This is a genomic window from Streptomyces sp. NBC_00454 (genome assembly GCF_041434015.1).
Lineage (GTDB): Bacteria > Actinomycetota > Actinomycetes > Streptomycetales > Streptomycetaceae > Streptomyces.
The window spans coordinates 2,007,101-2,024,216 of record NZ_CP107907.1 but is presented as its reverse complement, the minus strand read 5'-3'; the positions used below and the strand labels follow the sequence as shown (position 1 = coordinate 2,024,216).

The 17,116-nt window shown below is 72.9% G+C and carries 17 protein-coding genes; 9 read left to right on the top strand and 8 right to left on the bottom strand.

Annotated elements, in window-relative coordinates; translation table 11 throughout:
* Positions 1–281: 281 nt before the first annotated feature.
* The 5 genes from OHU74_RS09420 to OHU74_RS09400 all read left to right on the top strand — a co-directional run bounded on the left by OHU74_RS09420 (position 282) and on the right by OHU74_RS09400 (position 5,130).
* On the top strand, positions 282–1,058 hold the full coding sequence (locus tag OHU74_RS09420) for a TraR/DksA family transcriptional regulator (protein ID WP_371619624.1): 777 nt from the start codon (positions 282–284) through the stop codon (positions 1,056–1,058).
* A 181-nt stretch (positions 1,059–1,239) separates the two neighbouring features.
* The gene (gene lspA / locus OHU74_RS09415) at positions 1,240–1,803 is read left to right on the top strand and encodes a signal peptidase II (RefSeq protein ID WP_371615469.1); all 564 of its coding nucleotides are present in this window, start codon (positions 1,240–1,242) and stop codon (positions 1,801–1,803) included.
* Positions 1,804–1,921: 118 nt separating this feature from the next.
* Positions 1,922–2,863, top strand: coding sequence for an RluA family pseudouridine synthase (locus OHU74_RS09410; protein ID WP_330295964.1), 942 nt, complete (start codon positions 1,922–1,924; stop codon positions 2,861–2,863).
* The gene (locus tag OHU74_RS09405) at positions 2,860–3,345 is read left to right on the top strand and encodes a GNAT family N-acetyltransferase (protein ID WP_371615468.1); all 486 of its coding nucleotides are present in this window, start codon (positions 2,860–2,862) and stop codon (positions 3,343–3,345) included. Before OHU74_RS09410 ends, OHU74_RS09405 begins: the two co-directional genes overlap by 4 nt.
* Positions 3,346–3,537: 192 nt before the next feature.
* Complete coding sequence (locus tag OHU74_RS09400) at positions 3,538–5,130, top strand: Na+/H+ antiporter (RefSeq protein ID WP_371615467.1); 1,593 nt, start codon at positions 3,538–3,540, stop codon at positions 5,128–5,130.
* Here the strand turns inward: OHU74_RS09400 and OHU74_RS09395 are convergent.
* On the bottom strand, positions 5,127–5,621 hold the full coding sequence (locus OHU74_RS09395) for an SRPBCC family protein (protein WP_371615466.1): 495 nt from the start codon (positions 5,619–5,621) through the stop codon (positions 5,127–5,129). The genes OHU74_RS09400 and OHU74_RS09395 overlap by 4 nt on opposite strands.
* A 64-nt stretch (positions 5,622–5,685) precedes the next feature.
* Here OHU74_RS09395 and OHU74_RS09390 point away from each other — a divergent pair, with 64 nt between their 5' ends.
* Positions 5,686–6,270 carry a TetR/AcrR family transcriptional regulator gene (locus OHU74_RS09390; RefSeq protein ID WP_371615465.1) on the top strand — a complete coding sequence of 195 codons (585 nt, stop codon included), beginning with the start codon at positions 5,686–5,688 and terminating at the stop codon, positions 6,268–6,270.
* Here OHU74_RS09390 and OHU74_RS09385 read toward each other — a convergent pair.
* Both OHU74_RS09385 and OHU74_RS09380 read right to left on the bottom strand, forming a co-directional pair.
* On the bottom strand, positions 6,267–7,274 hold the full coding sequence (locus OHU74_RS09385; protein WP_371619623.1) for an SDR family NAD(P)-dependent oxidoreductase: 1,008 nt from the start codon (positions 7,272–7,274) through the stop codon (positions 6,267–6,269). The two genes, OHU74_RS09390 and OHU74_RS09385, sit on opposite strands and share 4 nt — an antisense overlap.
* Before the next feature lie 26 nt (positions 7,275–7,300).
* On the bottom strand, positions 7,301–8,509 hold the full coding sequence (locus OHU74_RS09380; RefSeq protein ID WP_371615464.1) for a glycosyltransferase: 1,209 nt from the start codon (positions 8,507–8,509) through the stop codon (positions 7,301–7,303).
* Positions 8,510–8,582: 73 nt separating this feature from the next.
* Here OHU74_RS09380 and OHU74_RS09375 point away from each other — a divergent pair, with 73 nt between their 5' ends.
* Together OHU74_RS09375 and OHU74_RS09370 are read left to right on the top strand one after the other, a co-directional pair.
* Positions 8,583–9,269 carry a response regulator transcription factor gene (locus OHU74_RS09375; protein WP_371615463.1) on the top strand — a complete coding sequence of 229 codons (687 nt, stop codon included), beginning with the start codon at positions 8,583–8,585 and terminating at the stop codon, positions 9,267–9,269.
* On the top strand, positions 9,266–10,651 hold the full coding sequence (locus OHU74_RS09370; RefSeq protein WP_371615462.1) for a sensor histidine kinase: 1,386 nt from the start codon (positions 9,266–9,268) through the stop codon (positions 10,649–10,651). Before OHU74_RS09375 ends, OHU74_RS09370 begins: the two co-directional genes overlap by 4 nt.
* Before the next feature lie 162 nt (positions 10,652–10,813).
* Here the strand turns inward: OHU74_RS09370 and OHU74_RS09365 are convergent, their stop codons facing one another.
* Complete coding sequence (locus tag OHU74_RS09365) at positions 10,814–11,842, bottom strand: mechanosensitive ion channel family protein (protein WP_371615461.1); 1,029 nt, start codon at positions 11,840–11,842, stop codon at positions 10,814–10,816.
* 50 nt (positions 11,843–11,892) lie between these two features.
* Here OHU74_RS09365 and OHU74_RS09360 point away from each other — a divergent pair, with 50 nt between their 5' ends.
* Entirely contained in the window at positions 11,893–12,462 is a 570-nt protein-coding gene (locus OHU74_RS09360) for a dienelactone hydrolase family protein (protein ID WP_371615460.1), read from the top strand.
* Between the two features lie 72 nt (positions 12,463–12,534).
* Here OHU74_RS09360 and OHU74_RS09355 read toward each other — a convergent pair whose 3' ends face one another.
* The 4 genes from OHU74_RS09355 to OHU74_RS09340 form a co-directional block, all read right to left on the bottom strand.
* The gene (locus tag OHU74_RS09355) at positions 12,535–13,500 is read right to left on the bottom strand and encodes a zinc metalloprotease (RefSeq protein ID WP_371619622.1); all 966 of its coding nucleotides are present in this window, start codon (positions 13,498–13,500) and stop codon (positions 12,535–12,537) included.
* A gap of 249 nt (positions 13,501–13,749) precedes the next feature.
* Positions 13,750–15,348, bottom strand: coding sequence for an alkaline phosphatase (locus OHU74_RS09350; protein WP_371619621.1), 1,599 nt, complete (start codon positions 15,346–15,348; stop codon positions 13,750–13,752).
* A gap of 209 nt (positions 15,349–15,557) precedes the next feature.
* Positions 15,558–16,355, bottom strand: a complete 798-nt coding sequence (locus OHU74_RS09345) for a DsbA family protein (RefSeq protein ID WP_371615459.1) — start codon at positions 16,353–16,355, stop codon at positions 15,558–15,560.
* A 65-nt stretch (positions 16,356–16,420) separates the two neighbouring features.
* On the bottom strand, positions 16,421–17,113 hold the full coding sequence (locus OHU74_RS09340; RefSeq protein WP_371615458.1) for a hypothetical protein: 693 nt from the start codon (positions 17,111–17,113) through the stop codon (positions 16,421–16,423).
* Between the last annotated feature and the right edge of the window lie 3 nt (positions 17,114–17,116).

The window sequence follows — 17,116 nt, the reverse complement described above, 5'->3', positions numbered from 1 at the left end:
CCAGTGTACGGGCCGGGGCGCGGGTCGGCAGACCTGTTTCGGGGTGTTGCGCCGGGGCGCGGCGGGACGTGCCGGATGGCGCAGGGGTGACCCGAATGGGCCGAAGGGCCGGTCCGGGGAGCCGTGGGGCGCGAGGGGCGGATTACCGGGCTCCGGGCTGGGCACAACGGATGCAGGTTGGCCTCGATGGACGCGTGCCCCGTTGCCGTGGGGCCGGAGTCGATTTATCGTTCCGGCACGATTCGCGAGCAATGATCACAGTATGTGAAGGGGCCGCGGCCATGGTGGCGAAGAAGACCGCCGGGAGTACTGCCAAGAAGGCTGTCGGAGAGGCTGCGGAGGAGCCGGCGGCGGAGCCGGTGACGGAGGCCGTGCCTGCCGGGAAGGCGCCGGCCGCGAAGAAGACGGCGGCCAGGAAGACGGCCGCCGCAGGGAGCACGGCCGCGAAGAAGACGGCCACGACGAAGGCGGCCGCCGTCAAGAAGACGGCCGCGAAGAAGGTCACGGCCAAGGCGGCCGGGGCCGAGGGGGAGGCGCACACCGCGCCAGAGACGGGAGCCCGCAAAGTGGTTGCCAAGAAGAGCACCGGCACGGCCAGGAAGACGGCCGCGGCCGCGACCAGTGGGCTGCCCAAGGCGCGGGGCGCCGCGGCCCTGAGCCCCGGAGAGCTCGCCGTACGGCCCGGCGAGGACCCCTGGACCCCGGAGGAGGTCGCCGAGGCCCGCAGCGAACTGATGAGCGAGGTGCTGCGGCTGCGCGCCGAGCTCCAGGCCTCCGACGAGGCCATCTCCGGCCTGATGCGGGACTCCGGCGACGGCGCGGGCGACGACCAGGCCGACACCGGCACCAAGAACATCACCCGGGAGTCCGAGCTGGCCCTCGCGGCGAACGCCAATTCCATGCTGGAACAGACCGAGCGCGCCCTGGAGCGGCTGGAATCGGGTACCTACGGACTCTGCGAGAACTGCGGCCAGCCCATCGGCAAGGCGAGGATGCAGGCCTTCCCGCGGGCCACGCTGTGCGTGGACTGCAAGCAGAAGCAGGAGCGGCGGCACTAGGCCGTCCCGCGGGCCCGGCGGGGCGCGGCAGCGCGCGCGGTACCGGGGCGGCGGCCGAGGGGCCCGCTGACGTACCCTCGTGTCTCGTCAGGGTCCAGGAACCTGGCGGGGCGGTCGGCGAAGTGCTGTCCGACGCGGTGCCGCCCGAAACACCTGGTTCGAGCTAGTTCGAGGGACTCACGTGGCAGAGGCGGAGAGCATCATCGGTACGCCGGAGGTCGGGGAAGACGGCACCCAGCCGGAGTCCACCGCGCCCAAGGGGCGGCGGCGGATCGTGGCCCTGCTCGTGGTGGCGGTGCTGGCCTACCTGCTCGACCTCGGCAGCAAGATGCTGGTCGTCGCCAAGCTGGAGCACCAGCCGCCGATCCAGATCATCGGAGACCTGCTGAAGTTCGAGGCGATCCGCAATCCGGGCGCCGCCTTCGGCTTCGGCGAGGCCTTCACGATCATCTTCACCTGCATCGCGGCCACGGTCATCGTGGTGATCGTCCGCCTCGCGCGCAAGCTGTACAGCCTGCCGTGGGCGATCGCGCTGGGTCTGCTGCTGGGCGGCGCCCTGGGCAATCTGACCGACCGGATCTTCCGCTCGCCCGGCGTCTTCCGCGGTGCGGTCGTCGACTTCATCGCCCCCGCCCACTTCGCGGTCTTCAACCTCGCGGACTCGGCGATCGTGTGCGGCGGGATCCTGATCGTGCTGCTGTCGTTCAAGGGCCTGGACCCGGACGGCACCGTCCACAAGGACTGATCGGGGACTGATCGGGGACTGGCCGGGGACCGACCGGGACTGATCCAACGGCCGTTCGGGACCGGGTGCGGGAGTGATCGCGGGACCGGGCGTCTGTCCGGTCCTGCATACTCGACAGGTGAGTACGATTCCCGAGGTCCGCACCCTGCCCGTTCCCGAAGGCCTTGAAGGCGAGCGGGTCGACGCCGCCATCGCCCGTATGTTCGGATTCTCCCGGACGAAGGCGGCCGATCTCGCGGCCGCGGGGAAGGTGTCGGTCGACGGCAGTGTCGTCGGGAAGTCCGAGCGTGTGCACGGTGGCGCCTGGCTCGAAGTCGAGATGCCTGAACCGCCGCGCAAGGTCGAGCTCGTCGCCGAGCCCGTCCCGGGCATGGAGATCGTCCATGACGACGACGACATCGTCGTCATCATGAAGCCGGTCGGCGTCGCCGCCCACCCCAGCCCCGGCTGGACCGGGACCACCGTCATCGGCGGCCTCGCCGCCGCGGGCTACCGGATCTCCACCTCCGGCGCCTCCGAGCGCCAGGGCATCGTGCACCGCCTCGACGTCGGCACGTCCGGCCTGATGGCCGTCGCCAAGTCGGAGCGCGCGTACACCTCGCTGAAGAACCAGTTCCGCGAGCGGATCGTCGACAAGCGCTACCACGCGCTGGTCCAGGGCCACCCGGACCCGATGAGCGGCACGATCGACGCGCCGATCGGGCGCCACCCCAACGCCGACTACAAGTGGGCCGTGACCCAGGAGGGCAAGCCCTCCGTCACCCACTACGACCTGATCGAGGCGTTCCGCGCCGCCTCGCTGCTGGACATCAAGCTGGAGACCGGCCGCACGCACCAGATCCGCGTGCACATGGCCGCGCACAAGCACCCCTGCGTCGGCGACCTGACCTACGGCGCCGACCCGACCGTCGCCAAGCGCCTCGGGCTGACCCGCCAGTGGCTGCACGCGGTCCGGCTCGGGTTCGAGCACCCCTCGGACGGCCAGTGGGTGGAGTTCTCCAGCACCTACCCGGCGGACCTGCAGAACGCGCTGGACGTGATCCGCAAGGAGAGCGAGTGACGGCCGCGGCCGCCCCGGGTTCCGGGGTTTCCGTCCGGGTCGTCGCCACCGAGGCGGACCTCCAGGCCTGCTTCGCCGTGCGCACCGAGGTGTTCGTGGTCGAGCAGGCCGTGCCCGAGTCGATCGAGTACGACGCCTACGACGCGATCGCCGTGCACGTGCTGGCCGAGGGGCCGGACGGGGTCGCGCTCGGCACCGGGCGGCTGCTGTACGGGCCGCAGGCGCTGGGCAAGACGGGCTCCGAGGACGTCGGCTCGCTGGGACGGCTGGCCGTCACCAAGTCCGCGCGCGGGCTGGGCGTGGGGGTCGCGCTGGTCCGGGCGATCGAGGCGGAGGCGGCGCGGCGGGGGCTCGCCGCCGTTGATCTGGGCGCGCAGACGCATGCGCTGGGCTTTTACGAGCGGCTGGGGTACGTGGCCTACGGGCCGGAGTTCCAGGACGCGGGGATCCCTCACCGGGCTATGCGGCGCGCGCTGCCGTAGCCCTGGCCGGTTGGGGGTGGACGCCGAGCCCTGCGGGGCCGTCCCCTACCCGCCCTTCCGCCGTTCCCTGGGCTCTGCCCAGACCCGCGCCTCAAACGCCGGCGGGGCTGGATTTGGCCGGCGCCCCAGGACACGGCGCGGCACGGGCCCTGGACCGCCTCGCCGAGCGCGGCGGGCTGACAGTGTGAGCGAGTGGATCAGCTAGCGCTCTTGTTCGTGCTCCTGCTGGGAGCCGTGGTCACCGTGCCGCTCGGGGAGCGGCTGGGGCTGCCCGCGCCGGTGTTGATGACCCTCGGCGGGGTGGCGCTCGCGCTGGTGCCCGCCGTGCCCAATGTCGACGTCCCTCCCGAGTACATCCTGCCGCTCGTGCTGCCCCCGCTGCTCTACGCCTCCGTGCAGCGGACCTCCTGGAGGCAGTTCGCCGCCAATGTGCGGCCCATCTTCCTGTTGGCCGTGGCGCTCGTGTTCGTCACCACCGCCGCCGTGGCCGCCACCGCCCACGCCGTCGTGCCCGGTCTCCCGATCGCCGCCGCCGTCGCGCTCGGCGCGCTCGTCGCACCGCCCGACCCCGTGGCCGCGACCGCCGTGGCCGGATCGCTCGGGCTGCCCCGCCGGATGGTGTCGATCCTGGAGGGCGAGGGGCTGTTCAACGACGTCACCGCCATCGTGCTCTACCACGTGGCCATCGCCGCCGCCGTGAGCGGGAGCTTCTCCTGGCCGGCGGCGCTCGGGGAGTTCGTGCTCTCGGCGGTCGTGGCCGTCGCGGTCGGGCTCGCGCTGGGATGGGCCGCCAACCGGCTGATGGGGCGGCTCGGCGACGCCACGCTCCAGATCGGGCTGACCCTGCTGGTGCCCTTCGTGGCGTACGTACTGGCCGAGGAGTTCCAGGGCTCCGGGGTGCTGGCCGTACTGACCACGGCGCTGTTCCTCGCCGAGTACGCCACCGACGCCGACGACGTGCTGGGACGGCTGGCCGGACACACCTTCTGGGAGGTGGTGGACATGCTGGTCACGGGCGTGGCGTTCGGGCTGATCGGACTGGAGCTGCACAACGTCTTCGGAGCTGCCCGCGGCCGGGAGTGGGAGATGGCCGGGTGGGCGGCGGCCGTGGTCGCGGTGGTGATCGGCGTCCGGCTGGCGTGGCTGCTGCCGGCGGGCTGGCTCGCGAAGCGGCTGCACTCGCGCCGCGACTACGAGGAGGAGATCCCGCTGAGCTGGCGGGAGTCGGTGGTGATGTGGTGGGCCGGGATGCGGGGCGTGGCCTCGGTCGCCCTCGCGCTGGCCATCCCGTACCGGACCGACAGCGGGGCGGCCTTCCCCGCGCGGGAGCAGATCGTCTTCCTCGCCTTCGCCGTGATCATGGTGACCCTGGTGGTCCAGGGGCTGACCCTGCCCTGGCTGGTCCGACGTCTGGGCGTGGAGGCGGACTCCGACGCGGAGGCGGAGACCGCCCGCGCCCTGGCGATCCGCGCCGCCAAGGCCGCCAAGCGGCGGCTGAAGGAGATCGAGGAGGTGGAGGACCTCCCCGAGGACCTGGTGGAGGTGCTCTACCGGCGGGCCTACGACGTGGGGGCGAGGATCAGCCCCGACATGGTGGACGAGGAGCGGCGCGAGGCGTACGCGAAGCGGGTGGAGCGGATCCGCGACGTGCAGCGGATCCAGCGGGAGATGATGTCCGCGGCCCGCCACGAGGTGCTCTCCGCCCGGAGCGAGCCCGGTGCCGATCCGGAGATCGTGGACCGGGTGCTCCGGCATCTGGACGTGCGCAGCCTGCGTAGCCCTTAGCGGGCGAGGGAGCGCAGAAAGCGGACGTACGGGGACCAGCGCGACGGGCGGGACACCGTCCCGGTGCAGGCGGCCTCGGCGCGGTCCAGGGCGTCCTCGACGCAGGCGTCGTGCATCCAGCGGAAGGCCAGCGGCCAGCTCAGCCGGGCCGGTCCGCCGGTCCGCATCGCGAGGGTGTGCCGCAGCGCCGTGCGCTCCCCGTCGAGCGGCAGCGCCGTGAACTCGTGGAAGCCGTCGAAACCGCGCGGCCCGCTGAAGGCGAACCGCACCCAGGTGCCGGGTACGTACGCGGCGACCGTGTAGCGGACCGGTCCGTGGCCGCCCACCGCGCCGACGGCCAGCGGGCCGTCGAACTCCATCGCGGGCCAGCCCGGGTTCGGCCACAGCTTGTCCGGCCGGTCGGCCGCCTTGCAGGAGAGGCCGTCGATGAGCGCGCCCACCTCGCTCGCCCCGGCGGCCAGCACGCGTTCGTGCACGTTGTAGACGGGCATGGGTGTCTCCCGGAAGTGAATTAGAGAAGTGCCTCTAGTTGTTCTGGAGAGTACTCTCTGATTCATGGCTCGACCACCCCGCTTCGACACCGGCCAGATCCTCGACGCCGCGGTCCTCCTCGCGGCCTCCGGCGGCCCGGCCGGGGTGACCATGACCGCCGTCGCCCAGGCGGTCGGCGCGCCGAGCGGGTCCGTCTACCACCGCTTCCCCGGCCGGGCGGCCCTGCTCGCCGAGGTGTGGCTGCGAACCGTCGAGCGGTTCCAGGACGGCTACCTCACCACCCTCGGAAGCGACCCGGACCCCGCCCGCGCGGTCCGCGCCGCCGCCCGGCACGTCGTCTCCTGGAGCCGGGCCCACCCGCAGGAGGCCGCCCTCCTCCTGTACGGGCCCCAGGAGTTCGGCCGCTCCGACTGGTCCGAGGAACACAAGGAACGCGCCGACCTGGGCAACCAGCGCGTGTTCGGCTCGCTGGGCACCCTCGCCGAAGCCCTCGGCGCGGCCGGCCCCCAGGATCGCGACCGCGCCACCCTGGCCCTGATCGACCTGCCGCTGTCCGTGGTCCGCCGCCACCTGCGCGCCGGCCGCCCGCTGCCCCCGTACGCGGAGGACCTCGTAGAGGAATCCGCGGCGAAGCTGCTGGGCGCCTAGACCTGGTAGCGCCCCGGGGCGAAGAGGTCGAGGTTGGCCGCGATCCACTCCGAGGTGCGGGTCAGGCCCTCGTGGAGGGAGACCTCCGGCTTCCAGCCGGCCCATTCGCGGGCCCGGGTGTTGTCCGACAGCAGCCGCTGGACCTCGCTGCCCGAAGGCCGCAGCCGGCTCGGGTCCACGACGATCTCCGCGTCCCGGCCCGACGCGGTGATCAGGGCGCGGGCCAGGTCGCCGATGGAGATCTCCTCGCCGACGCCGAGGTTGACCACCTCGCCCAGCGCCCGGTCGCACTCCGCGACCGCGAGGAACCCCGCGGCCGTGTCCGTCACGTACGTGAAATCGCGGGTCGGGGTGAGGGAGCCGAGGCGGATCTCGCGGGCACCGGAGTGGAGCTGCGCCAGGATCGTCGGGATCACCGCGCGCGCCGACTGGCGCGGCCCGTACGTGTTGAACGGCCGGACCACCGTCACCGGCAGCTCGAACGCGTGGTGGAACGACAGCGCCATCATGTCCGCGCCGATCTTCGACGCGGAGTACGGGGACTGCGGCTGGAGCGGGTGGCTCTCGGAGATGGGGGCCGTCAGGGCGGTCCCGTAGACCTCGCTGGTGGAGGTGTGCACGAGGCGGCGCACGCCGTGGCGGCGGCAGGCCTCCGCCATGTTCTCGGTGCCGGTGACGTTGGTCTGGACGTACGCGCCGGGCGAGGCGTAGCTGTAGGGGATCCCGATCAGCGCCGCCAGGTGGAAGACGGTGTCGCAGCCGGCGACCGCGTCGCTGACCCGGCCCGCGTCGCGGATGTCGCCCGTCCACATCTCGACCGGGCCGTCCGGGTCGGCGAGGTACCGGGCCAGGAGGCCCTTCTCCGCGTACGGCTTGTAGTGCACGAAGGCGCGTACCTTCGCACCCCGTGCCACCAGCAGGTCCACCAGCGTCGAGCCGATGAACCCCTCCGCGCCCGTGACGAGCACGGTCCGGCCGGTCCAGTCCGTGGTGGTCGTGGTCATGGCCGTCGTCGTCATAGCCGGCTTCGTCATGCGAACTCCAAGGGGGAGAGGGTGGGGGAGGGGGAGGGGAAGCCGGCGACGCGCAGGACCTGCGCCGCCAGCAGTTCGGCGGCCCGCGCGTGCGGGCCCGGGTCGGCCGCACCGGCCATCGCGGAGAGCCGGGCCGGGTCCGCCAGCAGCGGGGCGAGCAGCTGGGCGAGGCGACCGGCCGTGGCCTCGGCGTCCGACAGCAGCAGCCCGGCGCCCGCGTCGGACAGCACCCGGGCGTTGTGGGTCTGGTGGTCGCCCGGGGCGTGCGGGTAGGGAACGAGGACGGCCGGGACCCCGGTCGCCGCGAGCTCCGCGATCGTGGCCGAACCGGCCCGGCACACCACCAGGTCGGCGGCCGCGTAGACCAGGTCCATCCGGTCCAGGTACGGCACGGCCCGCGCGATCCGCCGGCCGCCCGAGGCCGACAGCCGCGCCACGGTGTCTGGAAGCGCCGCCGGACCCGTCTTGATCAGCAGCTGTACGTCGTCCCGTGCCTGCCAGGCCTCCGCCAGCCCGGCCGCCGCCGTGGTGAGGCGGACGGCGCCCAGGCTGCCGCCGTTGAAGACGACGAGGCGCCGCCCTCGGGGCACCCCGAGCGCGTGGCGGGCCTCGGCGCGCAGGGCCGTCCGGTCGGCGGCGGACAGCTTCGCCAGCCCCGCCAGCGCCGCCGAGATCGGCATCCCGGTGGTCAGCGCCCGCGCCCCGCCCGCCAGGTGGTCCCGGCTGCGGTCGAAGGCCACCGCCATGTGCGGGGTGAGGCGGGCCGCGAACTGGTTGGCCCGGCCCGGTACCGCGTTCGACTCGTGGATCACGGCCGGGAGCCCGGCCATCCGGGCCCCGAGCACGGCGGGCGCGCTCGGGTAGCCGCCCATGCCGACGGCCACGTGCGCGCCCTGCGCCCGGATCACGGCCTTCGCCTGCGCGGCCGACCGCAGCAGCGCCGCCGGGAGGAGGTAGCGCCGGGCGCCGAGCGCGGGGTCGAAGGGGATCATGTCGACGGTGTGGAGCCGGTATCCGGCGGCCGGTATGAGCTCGGTCTCCAGGCCGCGCTCGGTCCCGACGAACGAGATCACGGCGCCGGGGTCGACGGCGCGCAGCGCCTCGGCCAGGGCCAGCCCGGGGTAGATGTGGCCGCCGGTGCCGCCCGCGCCGATCACGACGGAGAGCGGCCAGCGTGAGCGTGAGGGTGAGGGGGAGGAGGTCATGGACGCACACTCCCGGTGCGTCCTAAGAACGTTCTAAGAGGTTCTCTCAGATCCATTTGGGAGGCTTTGACGCATGCAGCGGATTCTGGTGGTGGACGACGAGCCCGAGGTGCGGGCCGCCGTCGAGGACGGCCTCGCCGTCGAGGGGTACGAAGTCCGGGGCGCGGCCGACGGGCTGGCCGCCCTGTCCGAGGTGGCGCTCTGGCAGCCCGACGCGGTGGTCCTCGACGTGATGATGCCGGTGCTGGACGGGCTGGGCGTGTGCCGCCGGCTCCGCGCGGTGGGAGACCGTACGCCCGTACTCGTCCTCACGGCCCTCGACGCCGTCAGCGACCGGATCGACGGGCTGGACGCGGGAGCCGACGACTACCTGGTCAAACCCTTCGCGCTGGACGAGCTCCTGGCACGGGTACGGGCCCTCCTGCGGCGGGCCGCCCCCGACGGCCCGGCCGGGGACGCGGACCCACTGGCCTACGGGGACCTCGTGCTCGACCCCGTGACCCGCACCGGGCGGCGCGGCGAGCGGCCGCTGGAGTTCAGCCGCACCGAGGCGGCGCTCCTCGAACTGCTCCTGCGCAATCGGGGGCAGGTACTGCCGCGCGAACTCGTCCTGGAACTGGTGTGGGGGCGGGACTTCGGGCCGGACTCGAACTCCCTCGCCGTCTACGTCGGCTACCTGCGGCGGAAGCTGGAAGCCGGGGGCGAGCCGCGGCTGGTGCACACCGTGCACGGGGTCGGGTACCGGCTGGACTCGGCATGAGCGGCCGACGCCTGGGCGCCCCGTGGCGGCGCCGGCGGCCGCTGCGGACCCGGCTCGCGCTGGCGGTCACGGCGGCCGTCGCGCTGGTCGCGGTCGGCGTGTGCGCGGCGGCCTTCTTCGTAGTGCGCGGCGCGCTGTACGAGCAGCTCGACCTCAGCCTCACCCAGTCGGCCCGTCTCGCGGCCCAGCGCAACCCGGATTCCGGTCCCGCGACCCTGGCGGGGGAGTGCCGGTTCCTGGCGGCGCCCGCCTGCGCCGAGGTGGTGCCGGCCGATCCGGCGCACGACCCCGCCGCGCCCTACCTGCTGCCGGTGTCCCCGGCCGCGCGGGCCGTCGCGGCGGGCACGCGGGCCCCGTACTACACCGACATCGTGCACGCCGGACATCCGGCGCGGATGCTGACCACCGACTACACCAAGGGGCGGGCGCTCCAGGTGGCACTGCGGGCGGACACCGTGGAGAAGGGCATCGCGGAGGCCGCGTGGTGGCTGGCGCTGGCGGGGGCGGCGGGGGTCCTGCTGGCCGCGCTGCTCGGCCACTGGGTCGCCCGGACCGGTCTGGCCCCGGTCACCCGGATCGCCGCCACCGCCGAACGGATCACCGCCACCCGGGACCCGCGGCACCGGATCGAACTGCCCCCGCCCGGCCGGGAGGACGAGATCACCCGGCTCGCCGGGAGCTTCAACACCATGCTGGAGGAACTGGAGCAGTCCGTGACCGCCCAACGGCGGCTCGTCGCAGACGCCTCGCACGAGCTGCGGACCCCGCTGACGGCGCTGCGCACCAACGCGGAACTGCTGGCACGGGGGGAGCGGCTGACGGCGGAGCAGCGCTCGCGGGCCTCGCTGGCGCTGGGACGGCAGCTGCGCGAGGCCACCGGGCTGGTCAACGACCTGATCGAGCTGGCCCGGGACGAGGAACCGCAGCTGCTGGTCGAGCAGGTGCGGCTGGCTCCGCTGGTGGAGCACTGCGTGGGCGCCGCGCGGGCACACTGGCCGGGGGTGTCGTTCCGGGTCCGGGCCGAGGAGGGCGTGGTGGTGGCGGGGGTGCCGGCGCGGCTCAGCCGGCTGCTGTCGAACCTCCTGGACAACGCGGCGAAGTTCAGCCCGGTGGGGGCGGAGGTGGAGGTGGACCTGGCGGTCCGGCCCGGCGGCGGGCCCGAGGTGACCGTGCGGGACCACGGGCCGGGGATCGCGGCCGGGGACCTGCCGTTTGTCTTCGACCGGTTCTACCGGGCGGGGGCGGCGCGGGCGCTGCCGGGGTCCGGGCTGGGGCTGGCGATGGCTCGGCAGATCGCGCGGGCGCATGCCGCCGAGCTGGTGGCCGAAGCCGCGCCCGGCGGGGGCGCGCTCTTCCGACTGGCCTTCGCGGCCCCCGGCTGAGCGGAGCGGGCGGGGCCGGGGGCTGCCCCTGCGGGGCTGGTCCCCTACCCGCCCTTTCACCGTTCCCCGGGGCTCCGCCCCCGACCCCGCGCCTCAAACGCCGGCGGGGCTGAATTTGCCCGGCGGGGCTGGATGGGATCGGGGCGGTGAGGCTGGATGGGATCAGGGCTGGGGCGGGGGGAAGGCCTCGGAGGTGGCGATGCGGGGCAGGGCGTACGGGTGGTGGGTCACCAGCCAGGTGATCAGGCGTTCGCGGACCGCGCAGCGCAGGGTCCAGACGGCGTCGGCGTCCGCGGCCGTGACCACCGCGCGGATCTGGACCGTGTGCGGGGTGGTGTCCGTGACGGCCAGGGAGCCGGTGCGGCCGTCCCATTCCGGGATGGTCTTGAGGATCCGCTGGAGTTCCTCGCGCATCAGGTCCACCGGGGCGCTGTGGTCCAGGTGCCAGAACACGGTGCCCGTCATCTGCGCGCCGCCGCGCGACCAGTTCTCGTAGGGCTTGCTCGTGAAGTAGGACACGGGCATCGTGATCCGGCGCTCGTCCCAGGTGCGGACGGTGAGGAAGGTCAGGGTGATCTCCTCGACCGTGCCCCACTCCTTGTCGACCACCACCGTGTCGCCGATCCGGACGGTGTCGCCGAAGGCGATCTGGAGTCCGGCGAAGAGGTTGCCCAGCGCGGACTGGGCCGCGATGCCCGCGACGATGCCGAGGACGCCCGCCGAGGCCAGCATCGAGGTGCCGACCGTGCGCATCTCCGGGAAGGTGAGCAGCATCGCCCCGGCGGCCACCACGATCACCGTCGCCGTGGCCACCCGCTGGATCAGCGTGACCTGGGTGCGGACCCGGCGCACGCGGGCCTCGTCCTCGGCGTCGGCCGCGTAGCGGGCGTAGACGGAGTCCACGACGGCCGTCACGATCCGCACCAGCAGCCAGGCGGCCCCCGCGATCAGGACCAGGGTCAGGGCGTGCCCCACGACGTCCCGGCTGCGGCGCATCGCCTGGAGCAGGGAGGCGGCCAGGACCAGCAGGAACGGCGGCCGGCAGCGGCGCAGCAGACCCCACAGCGGGGTCTCGCTGTGCCGGGCGTCGGCGCGGCGCAGGGCCACGTCCAGCAGCCAGCCCGCGAGCAGGGTGACGGCCAGGGTGGCGGCGACGACGACGATCGGGCGCAGGAGGGGATGCGTGTCCATGGATCTCAACGTAACCGGAGGGGGTCCCGCGGAGCTGGCACGATGGGGGCATGAACATCATGCTTTTCCATTCGACCTATGGGCTGCGGCCCGCGGTGTTGGAGGCGGCCGAGCGGCTGCGCGCGGCCGGGCACCAGGTCCAGGTGCCGGACCTCTTCGAGGGACGCACCTTCGAGACCGTCGAGGAGGGCATGGCCCACCGGGACGGGATCGGCCGCGACGAACTGCTCAAGCGCGCGGTGCTGGCCTCGGCCCCGCACTCCGACCAGGGGCTGGTCTACGCCGGTTTCTCCTTCGGCGGTTCGCTGGCCCAGCACCTGGCGCTGGCCGACGAGAAGGCGCGCGGGCTGCTGCTCCTGCACGGGACGGCCGACCTGGAGGACGACACCTCGGTCGACGACCTGCCGGTCCAGCTGCACATCGCGGACCCGGACCCCTTCGAGACGCACGACTGGCTGAACGCCTGGTACCTGCGGATGCGGCGGGCCGGGGCGGACGTGGAGGTCCACCGCTACCCGGGGGCCGGGCACCTGTTCACGGACCCGGGGCTGGAGGACTACGACGCCGAGGCCGCCGAGCAGGCCTGGACGGCCGCGCTCGGTTTCCTCGACTCCCTCTAGACGACTCGCTCCAGGCGCCGGGAGCAGGCGCGAAGACGGGGCCCCGCACGCGGGGCCCCGTCCTCATGTGCGTCAGGCGCGGTACGCCGTCCACATGCTCTTCATGCGGCTGACCTGGCCCGCGGTGAACTGGTACATGCAGGAGTCGTACGTGTAGTCCATGAAGTTGTGGATCGGGTCCACACCGCTCGCGGTGCAGGTGTCACGGCCGGTCGGGCACTCGAAGGCCGCGCTCTGCTCGGCCGGGGTGTCGGAGACCGAGTCGCCGCTGCCCGAGCAGCCGCCCTGGAAGGTGTGGTAGAGCCCGAGCCAGTGGCCGACCTCGTGGGTGGCGGTGTCGCCCTGGTTGTAGTTGGTGGCGGAGCCGCCGGGGATCGAGCTGTTGAGGATGACCACGCCGTCCATCTTGGGCTGGGAGGCGTAGGAGCTGGGGAAGGTGGCCCAGCCGAGGAGGCCGCCGCCGAGGTTGGCGGTGTAGAGGTTCAGCGCGTTCTTGCCGCCCTTGCGCAGGGCGTTCTTCATGTCCTTCTCGGCCTTGGTGCCGTCGGAGACGGTGTACCAGGTGGAGTTGTTCGTGTAGTCGGTTCCGGCGAGGGAGAACTGGAAGCCGGAGTTCACGTTTCCGGTGCCCTGGCCCGCGTAGGCGGAGTTGAGGACCGAGATCTGGCTGTTGATCTGCGCGGCCGTCAGGTTTCCGGCGGTGCCGGAGGTGATGACGTGCACGTACACGGGGATGGTGATGGTGGCCGCGGCGGCGGACGGGGCGGCCTGCAGGCCCTGGTTCTGGGCGTTCACCGCGGCGAGCTTCTTGGCCAGGTCGGCGTTCATGGCCTTGACCTGGGTGTCGCTGAGCTCGTCGGAGTCGGGGGCGTGCGCGTCCTTGGGACGGGCGACGCGGGCGTTGGCGGAGGCGGCGCCGCCCGGGGTCTGCTCGGCGCAGGCCTCGGCCGGGGTACGGGCCTCGTGGGCCGCGGCGACGGAGGTGGGGGCCGTCAGCGGGGCGATCGCCAGGGTGCCGGCTACCAGGGCGGTGCCCATGATGCGGCGGCGGAGCAGGGGGGATATGCGGGCGGCAGCGCGCACGTTGACTCCTCGATGCGTGGTGGGGGAGGTGAGGGGGGAATCCTCACGCGGCGCCGAGCTTACGTGTGCATGTCATTCGGTCGGCAAGGCCTCGGAAGTAAAAGATTTGTTGCGTCTGATGGCGAAGGGGCGCCTCGTGTGCACCAGGCGCCCCTCCGGACAACAGAAATGACAGACGATCAGCACATCGGAAATGACGGGCGATCAGCGCACCGGCTGGTCCGCCCGCTCCACCTTCTGCGTCCCGTTCAGCGTCCGGTACGAGCGCTCCCAGGAGGTCGTCGCGTCCTGGCGGCGCTTGTCGGAGACCACGTAGTAGTCCATCTGGGAACGCTCGGCCGTCACGTCCAGGACGCCGTAGCCGTGGGCGTCCATATCCAGCCACTTCACGTGCCGGTTGGCGGTCTTGATCGCCGCCTCCGCGACCAGCGAGGCCGTGTCCGCCGGCACGTGCAGCATGTCGTCGATGTTGTCCGAGGTCACCGAGGTCACCACGAACTCCACGCCCGCCGACTTCGACCACGGGTAGGTGGCCGCCGTCACCGGGACGTCGTTAGCCCACGCCATGTGGATGTCGCCGGTCAGGAAGACGGTGTTGCGGATGTTCCGGTCCGTCAGGTGGCCCAGCAGCTCCCGGCGGTCGTCGGTGTACCCGTCCCACTGGTCCACGTTGATCGCGAGCCCGCCCTTGGGCAGGCCCAGCAGCCCCGCGAGCGGCTCCAGCAGGTGCGCGGGCAGCGCCCCGAAGGCCACCGGCGAGATCATCACCGAGGTGCCCACCAGCTTCCAGGTGGCCTGGGAGCCGGCCAGTCCCGCCTTCAGCCAGTCCAGCTGGGTCCGCCCGGTGATGGTGCGCTCCGGGTCGTCCACCTTGCCGCTGCCTATGCCCGCCTGCTGCGAACGGAAGGTCCGCAGGTCCAGCAGGTGCAGATCGGCCAGGGTGCCGAAGCGCAGCCGTCGGTAGACGGTGCCCTCGGTGGAGGTGCGGACCGGCATCCACTCGAAGTAGGCGCGGCGGGCGGCGGCGGCGCGGGCCGCGAAGTCGCCCTCGGTGGCCGGATCGTGGTTCTCGGCGCCGCCGGACCAGCTGTCGTTGGCGATCTCGTGGTCGTCCCAGATCGCGATGATCGGATGGGCCAGGTGCAGGGCCTGGAGGTCCGGGTCCGTCTTGTACTTGCCGTGGCGGGTGCGGTAATCGGCCAGCGTGAGGATCTCGTGCGCCGGCTCGTGCTGCCGTACGACGTACTTCGCCTCGGGGTAACCGCCGGTCTTGTACTCGTAGATGTAGTCGCCCAGGTGCAGGACCGCGTCCAGGTCGGCCCGCGCGGCCAGGTGGCGGTACGCGGAGAAGTAGCCGGACTCCCAGTTCGCGCAGGAGACCACGCCGAAGCGGACCCCGGGGGTGGTGGTCTCGGCGGCCGGGGCGGTACGGGTCCGGCCGACCGGGGAGACGGTGGCGCCGGCGGTGAACCGGTACCAGTAGGCCGTCTGCGGCCGCAGTCCCCGTACGTCGGCCTTGACGGTGTGGTCGGAGTCGGCGCTCGTGGTCACGGAGCCGCGCGCGACCACCCGGGAGAAGGCCTTGTCCTCGGCCATCTCCCAGTCCACGGCGGTGGCGGGGCCGGCGCCGGAGCCCGGTACGGCCGCGGCGGTCGGGGTGACGCGGGTCCACAGCAGGATCCCGTCGGGCAGCGGGTCGCCGGAGGCCACGCCGTGCAGGAAGAGGGGGGCCTCGGCGGCGGCGCCCGCGCCGGACGGGGCGCTCTGCGCGGCCCGGGCGGTGCCGGCGCTCAGCGCGGTCATCGGGGCGAGGGCGGCCGTGGCCGCGGCGGCCAGGACGACCGTGCGGCGGTTCGGGGTCGACGAGGAGGCCGACTCCGGGGCGGAAGAGGAGAGTTGACTGGTCACGGATGGTCACATTACCGACGGGTACGTGTTTCGGACAGTCTTCTGAAAGCAACGGGCGGGCGAACTCTCGGAGTTCGCCCGCCCATCGGTGGTTCAGCCGGGGATCAGCCCGCGATGGCCTTGTCGATCGCCGTTGTGAACGCCTCGGGCGACTGCGGCAGCGGGTCGATCTTCTTGCCGTCCATCTTCAGCGTCGGCGTGCCCGTCACACCGCTCTTGTCGAAGGTCTTGGACATCTCCAGCGCCCACCGGTTGTACGTGCCGTCCTCGACGGCCTTCTTGAACTCGGCGTTGCCCTTGAGCGTCGGGACCTGGTCCGCGACCGACAGGAGGTAGTCGTCCTTGGCGAACTTGTCGTCCTTCTCGTCCGGGTGGTTCGCCGCGGAGTAGAGGGCCGTCTTGTACTCCAGGAACGCCTCGGGGCTGACGTTGAGGGCGGCGCCCAGCGCGCTCAGGGCGTTCTTCGAGCCGCTGCCCGGGATGCCCTTGTCGATGAAGGTGGCGCCGATGTACTGGATCTTGTACTTGCCCGCGTCGAGGTCCTTCTTGAGCTGCGGGCCGATCGTCTGCTCGAAGGTGGCGCAGACGGGGCAGCGCGAGTCCTCGTACAGCTCCAGGGTCTTCTTGGCGTCGGCCTTGCCTATGACGACGGTGGTGCCGTTCTCGCCCGTGGTGTTCTTCGGCGCGACCACGTCGGCCTTGGCGGCCGCGTCCCACTCGCCGGGCTTGTTGGCCTGCACGACCAGGTAGCCGACTCCGCCGGCCAGGGCGAGGGCCGCGGCCACGCCGGCGGCCACGAACACCTGGCGGCGGATCTTGGCCTTCTTGGCGTGCTGCTCGCGCTCGGCGCGCAGCCGCTCGCGGGCCGCTGCCTTGTTCGCCTGGCTGTTGCGTGAGCTCATGGTGATCTCCGTGGGGTCTGGCTTCGTCCGGAAGCCGGGTGAAAGGGGGGATGTCCTTGCGTGCGTCAGGCGCGAGCGAGCGCGCCGAAAGCACGGGGAGGTCCCCGCCGTCCCACGGAATGTGCGGGGAACCGGGTACGGGCCCCCGCGCCGGCGAGCACCGGCCGCAGCGCGCGCAGCGCCGGGCCGAAGACCTTCGCCACCCCGGCCGAGGCCAGCCGCAGCGGCCGGAAGGCGCAGGCGGCCGCCGCGTCGAGCAGCCGGCCCAGCGCCCGCTCCCCGTGCCGCAGCCACACCGAGGCGAGCAGCCCGACCGAGAGGTGCGCGCCCAGCAGCAGCCAGGGCGTCCACGCTCCGGGCGCGGCCAGCAGCGCGGCCGCGTCGGCGGGACCGCCGCCCACCTGGGTCAGCGGTCCGCCCACCGGGGTGCCGCCGCACAGGTCGGCCAGGCCGAGGGCGCGCAGGGGGCCCGATACGGGCCCGCCGGCGGGTCCGTAGCAGAGGTGCTGGCCGGCGGTGAAGACGGTGTCGGCGGCCAGCTCCAGCGGCAGGAGCAGTCCGGCGATGGGGCCCAGGCCCCGCTCGCGTCCGGCCAGGGCGTAGGCGATCGCGAACACCGTGGCGAAAGCCCCTCCCACCAGGGCGGGAGGCAGCGGCACCCGGGACATCAGGACGTGCGAGCCGGCCGAGAGCAGCACGACGAGCGCGCTGAACAGCGCGGCCCGCAGCCCTCGTAGCCCTACCCCGGATATGTCCATCGC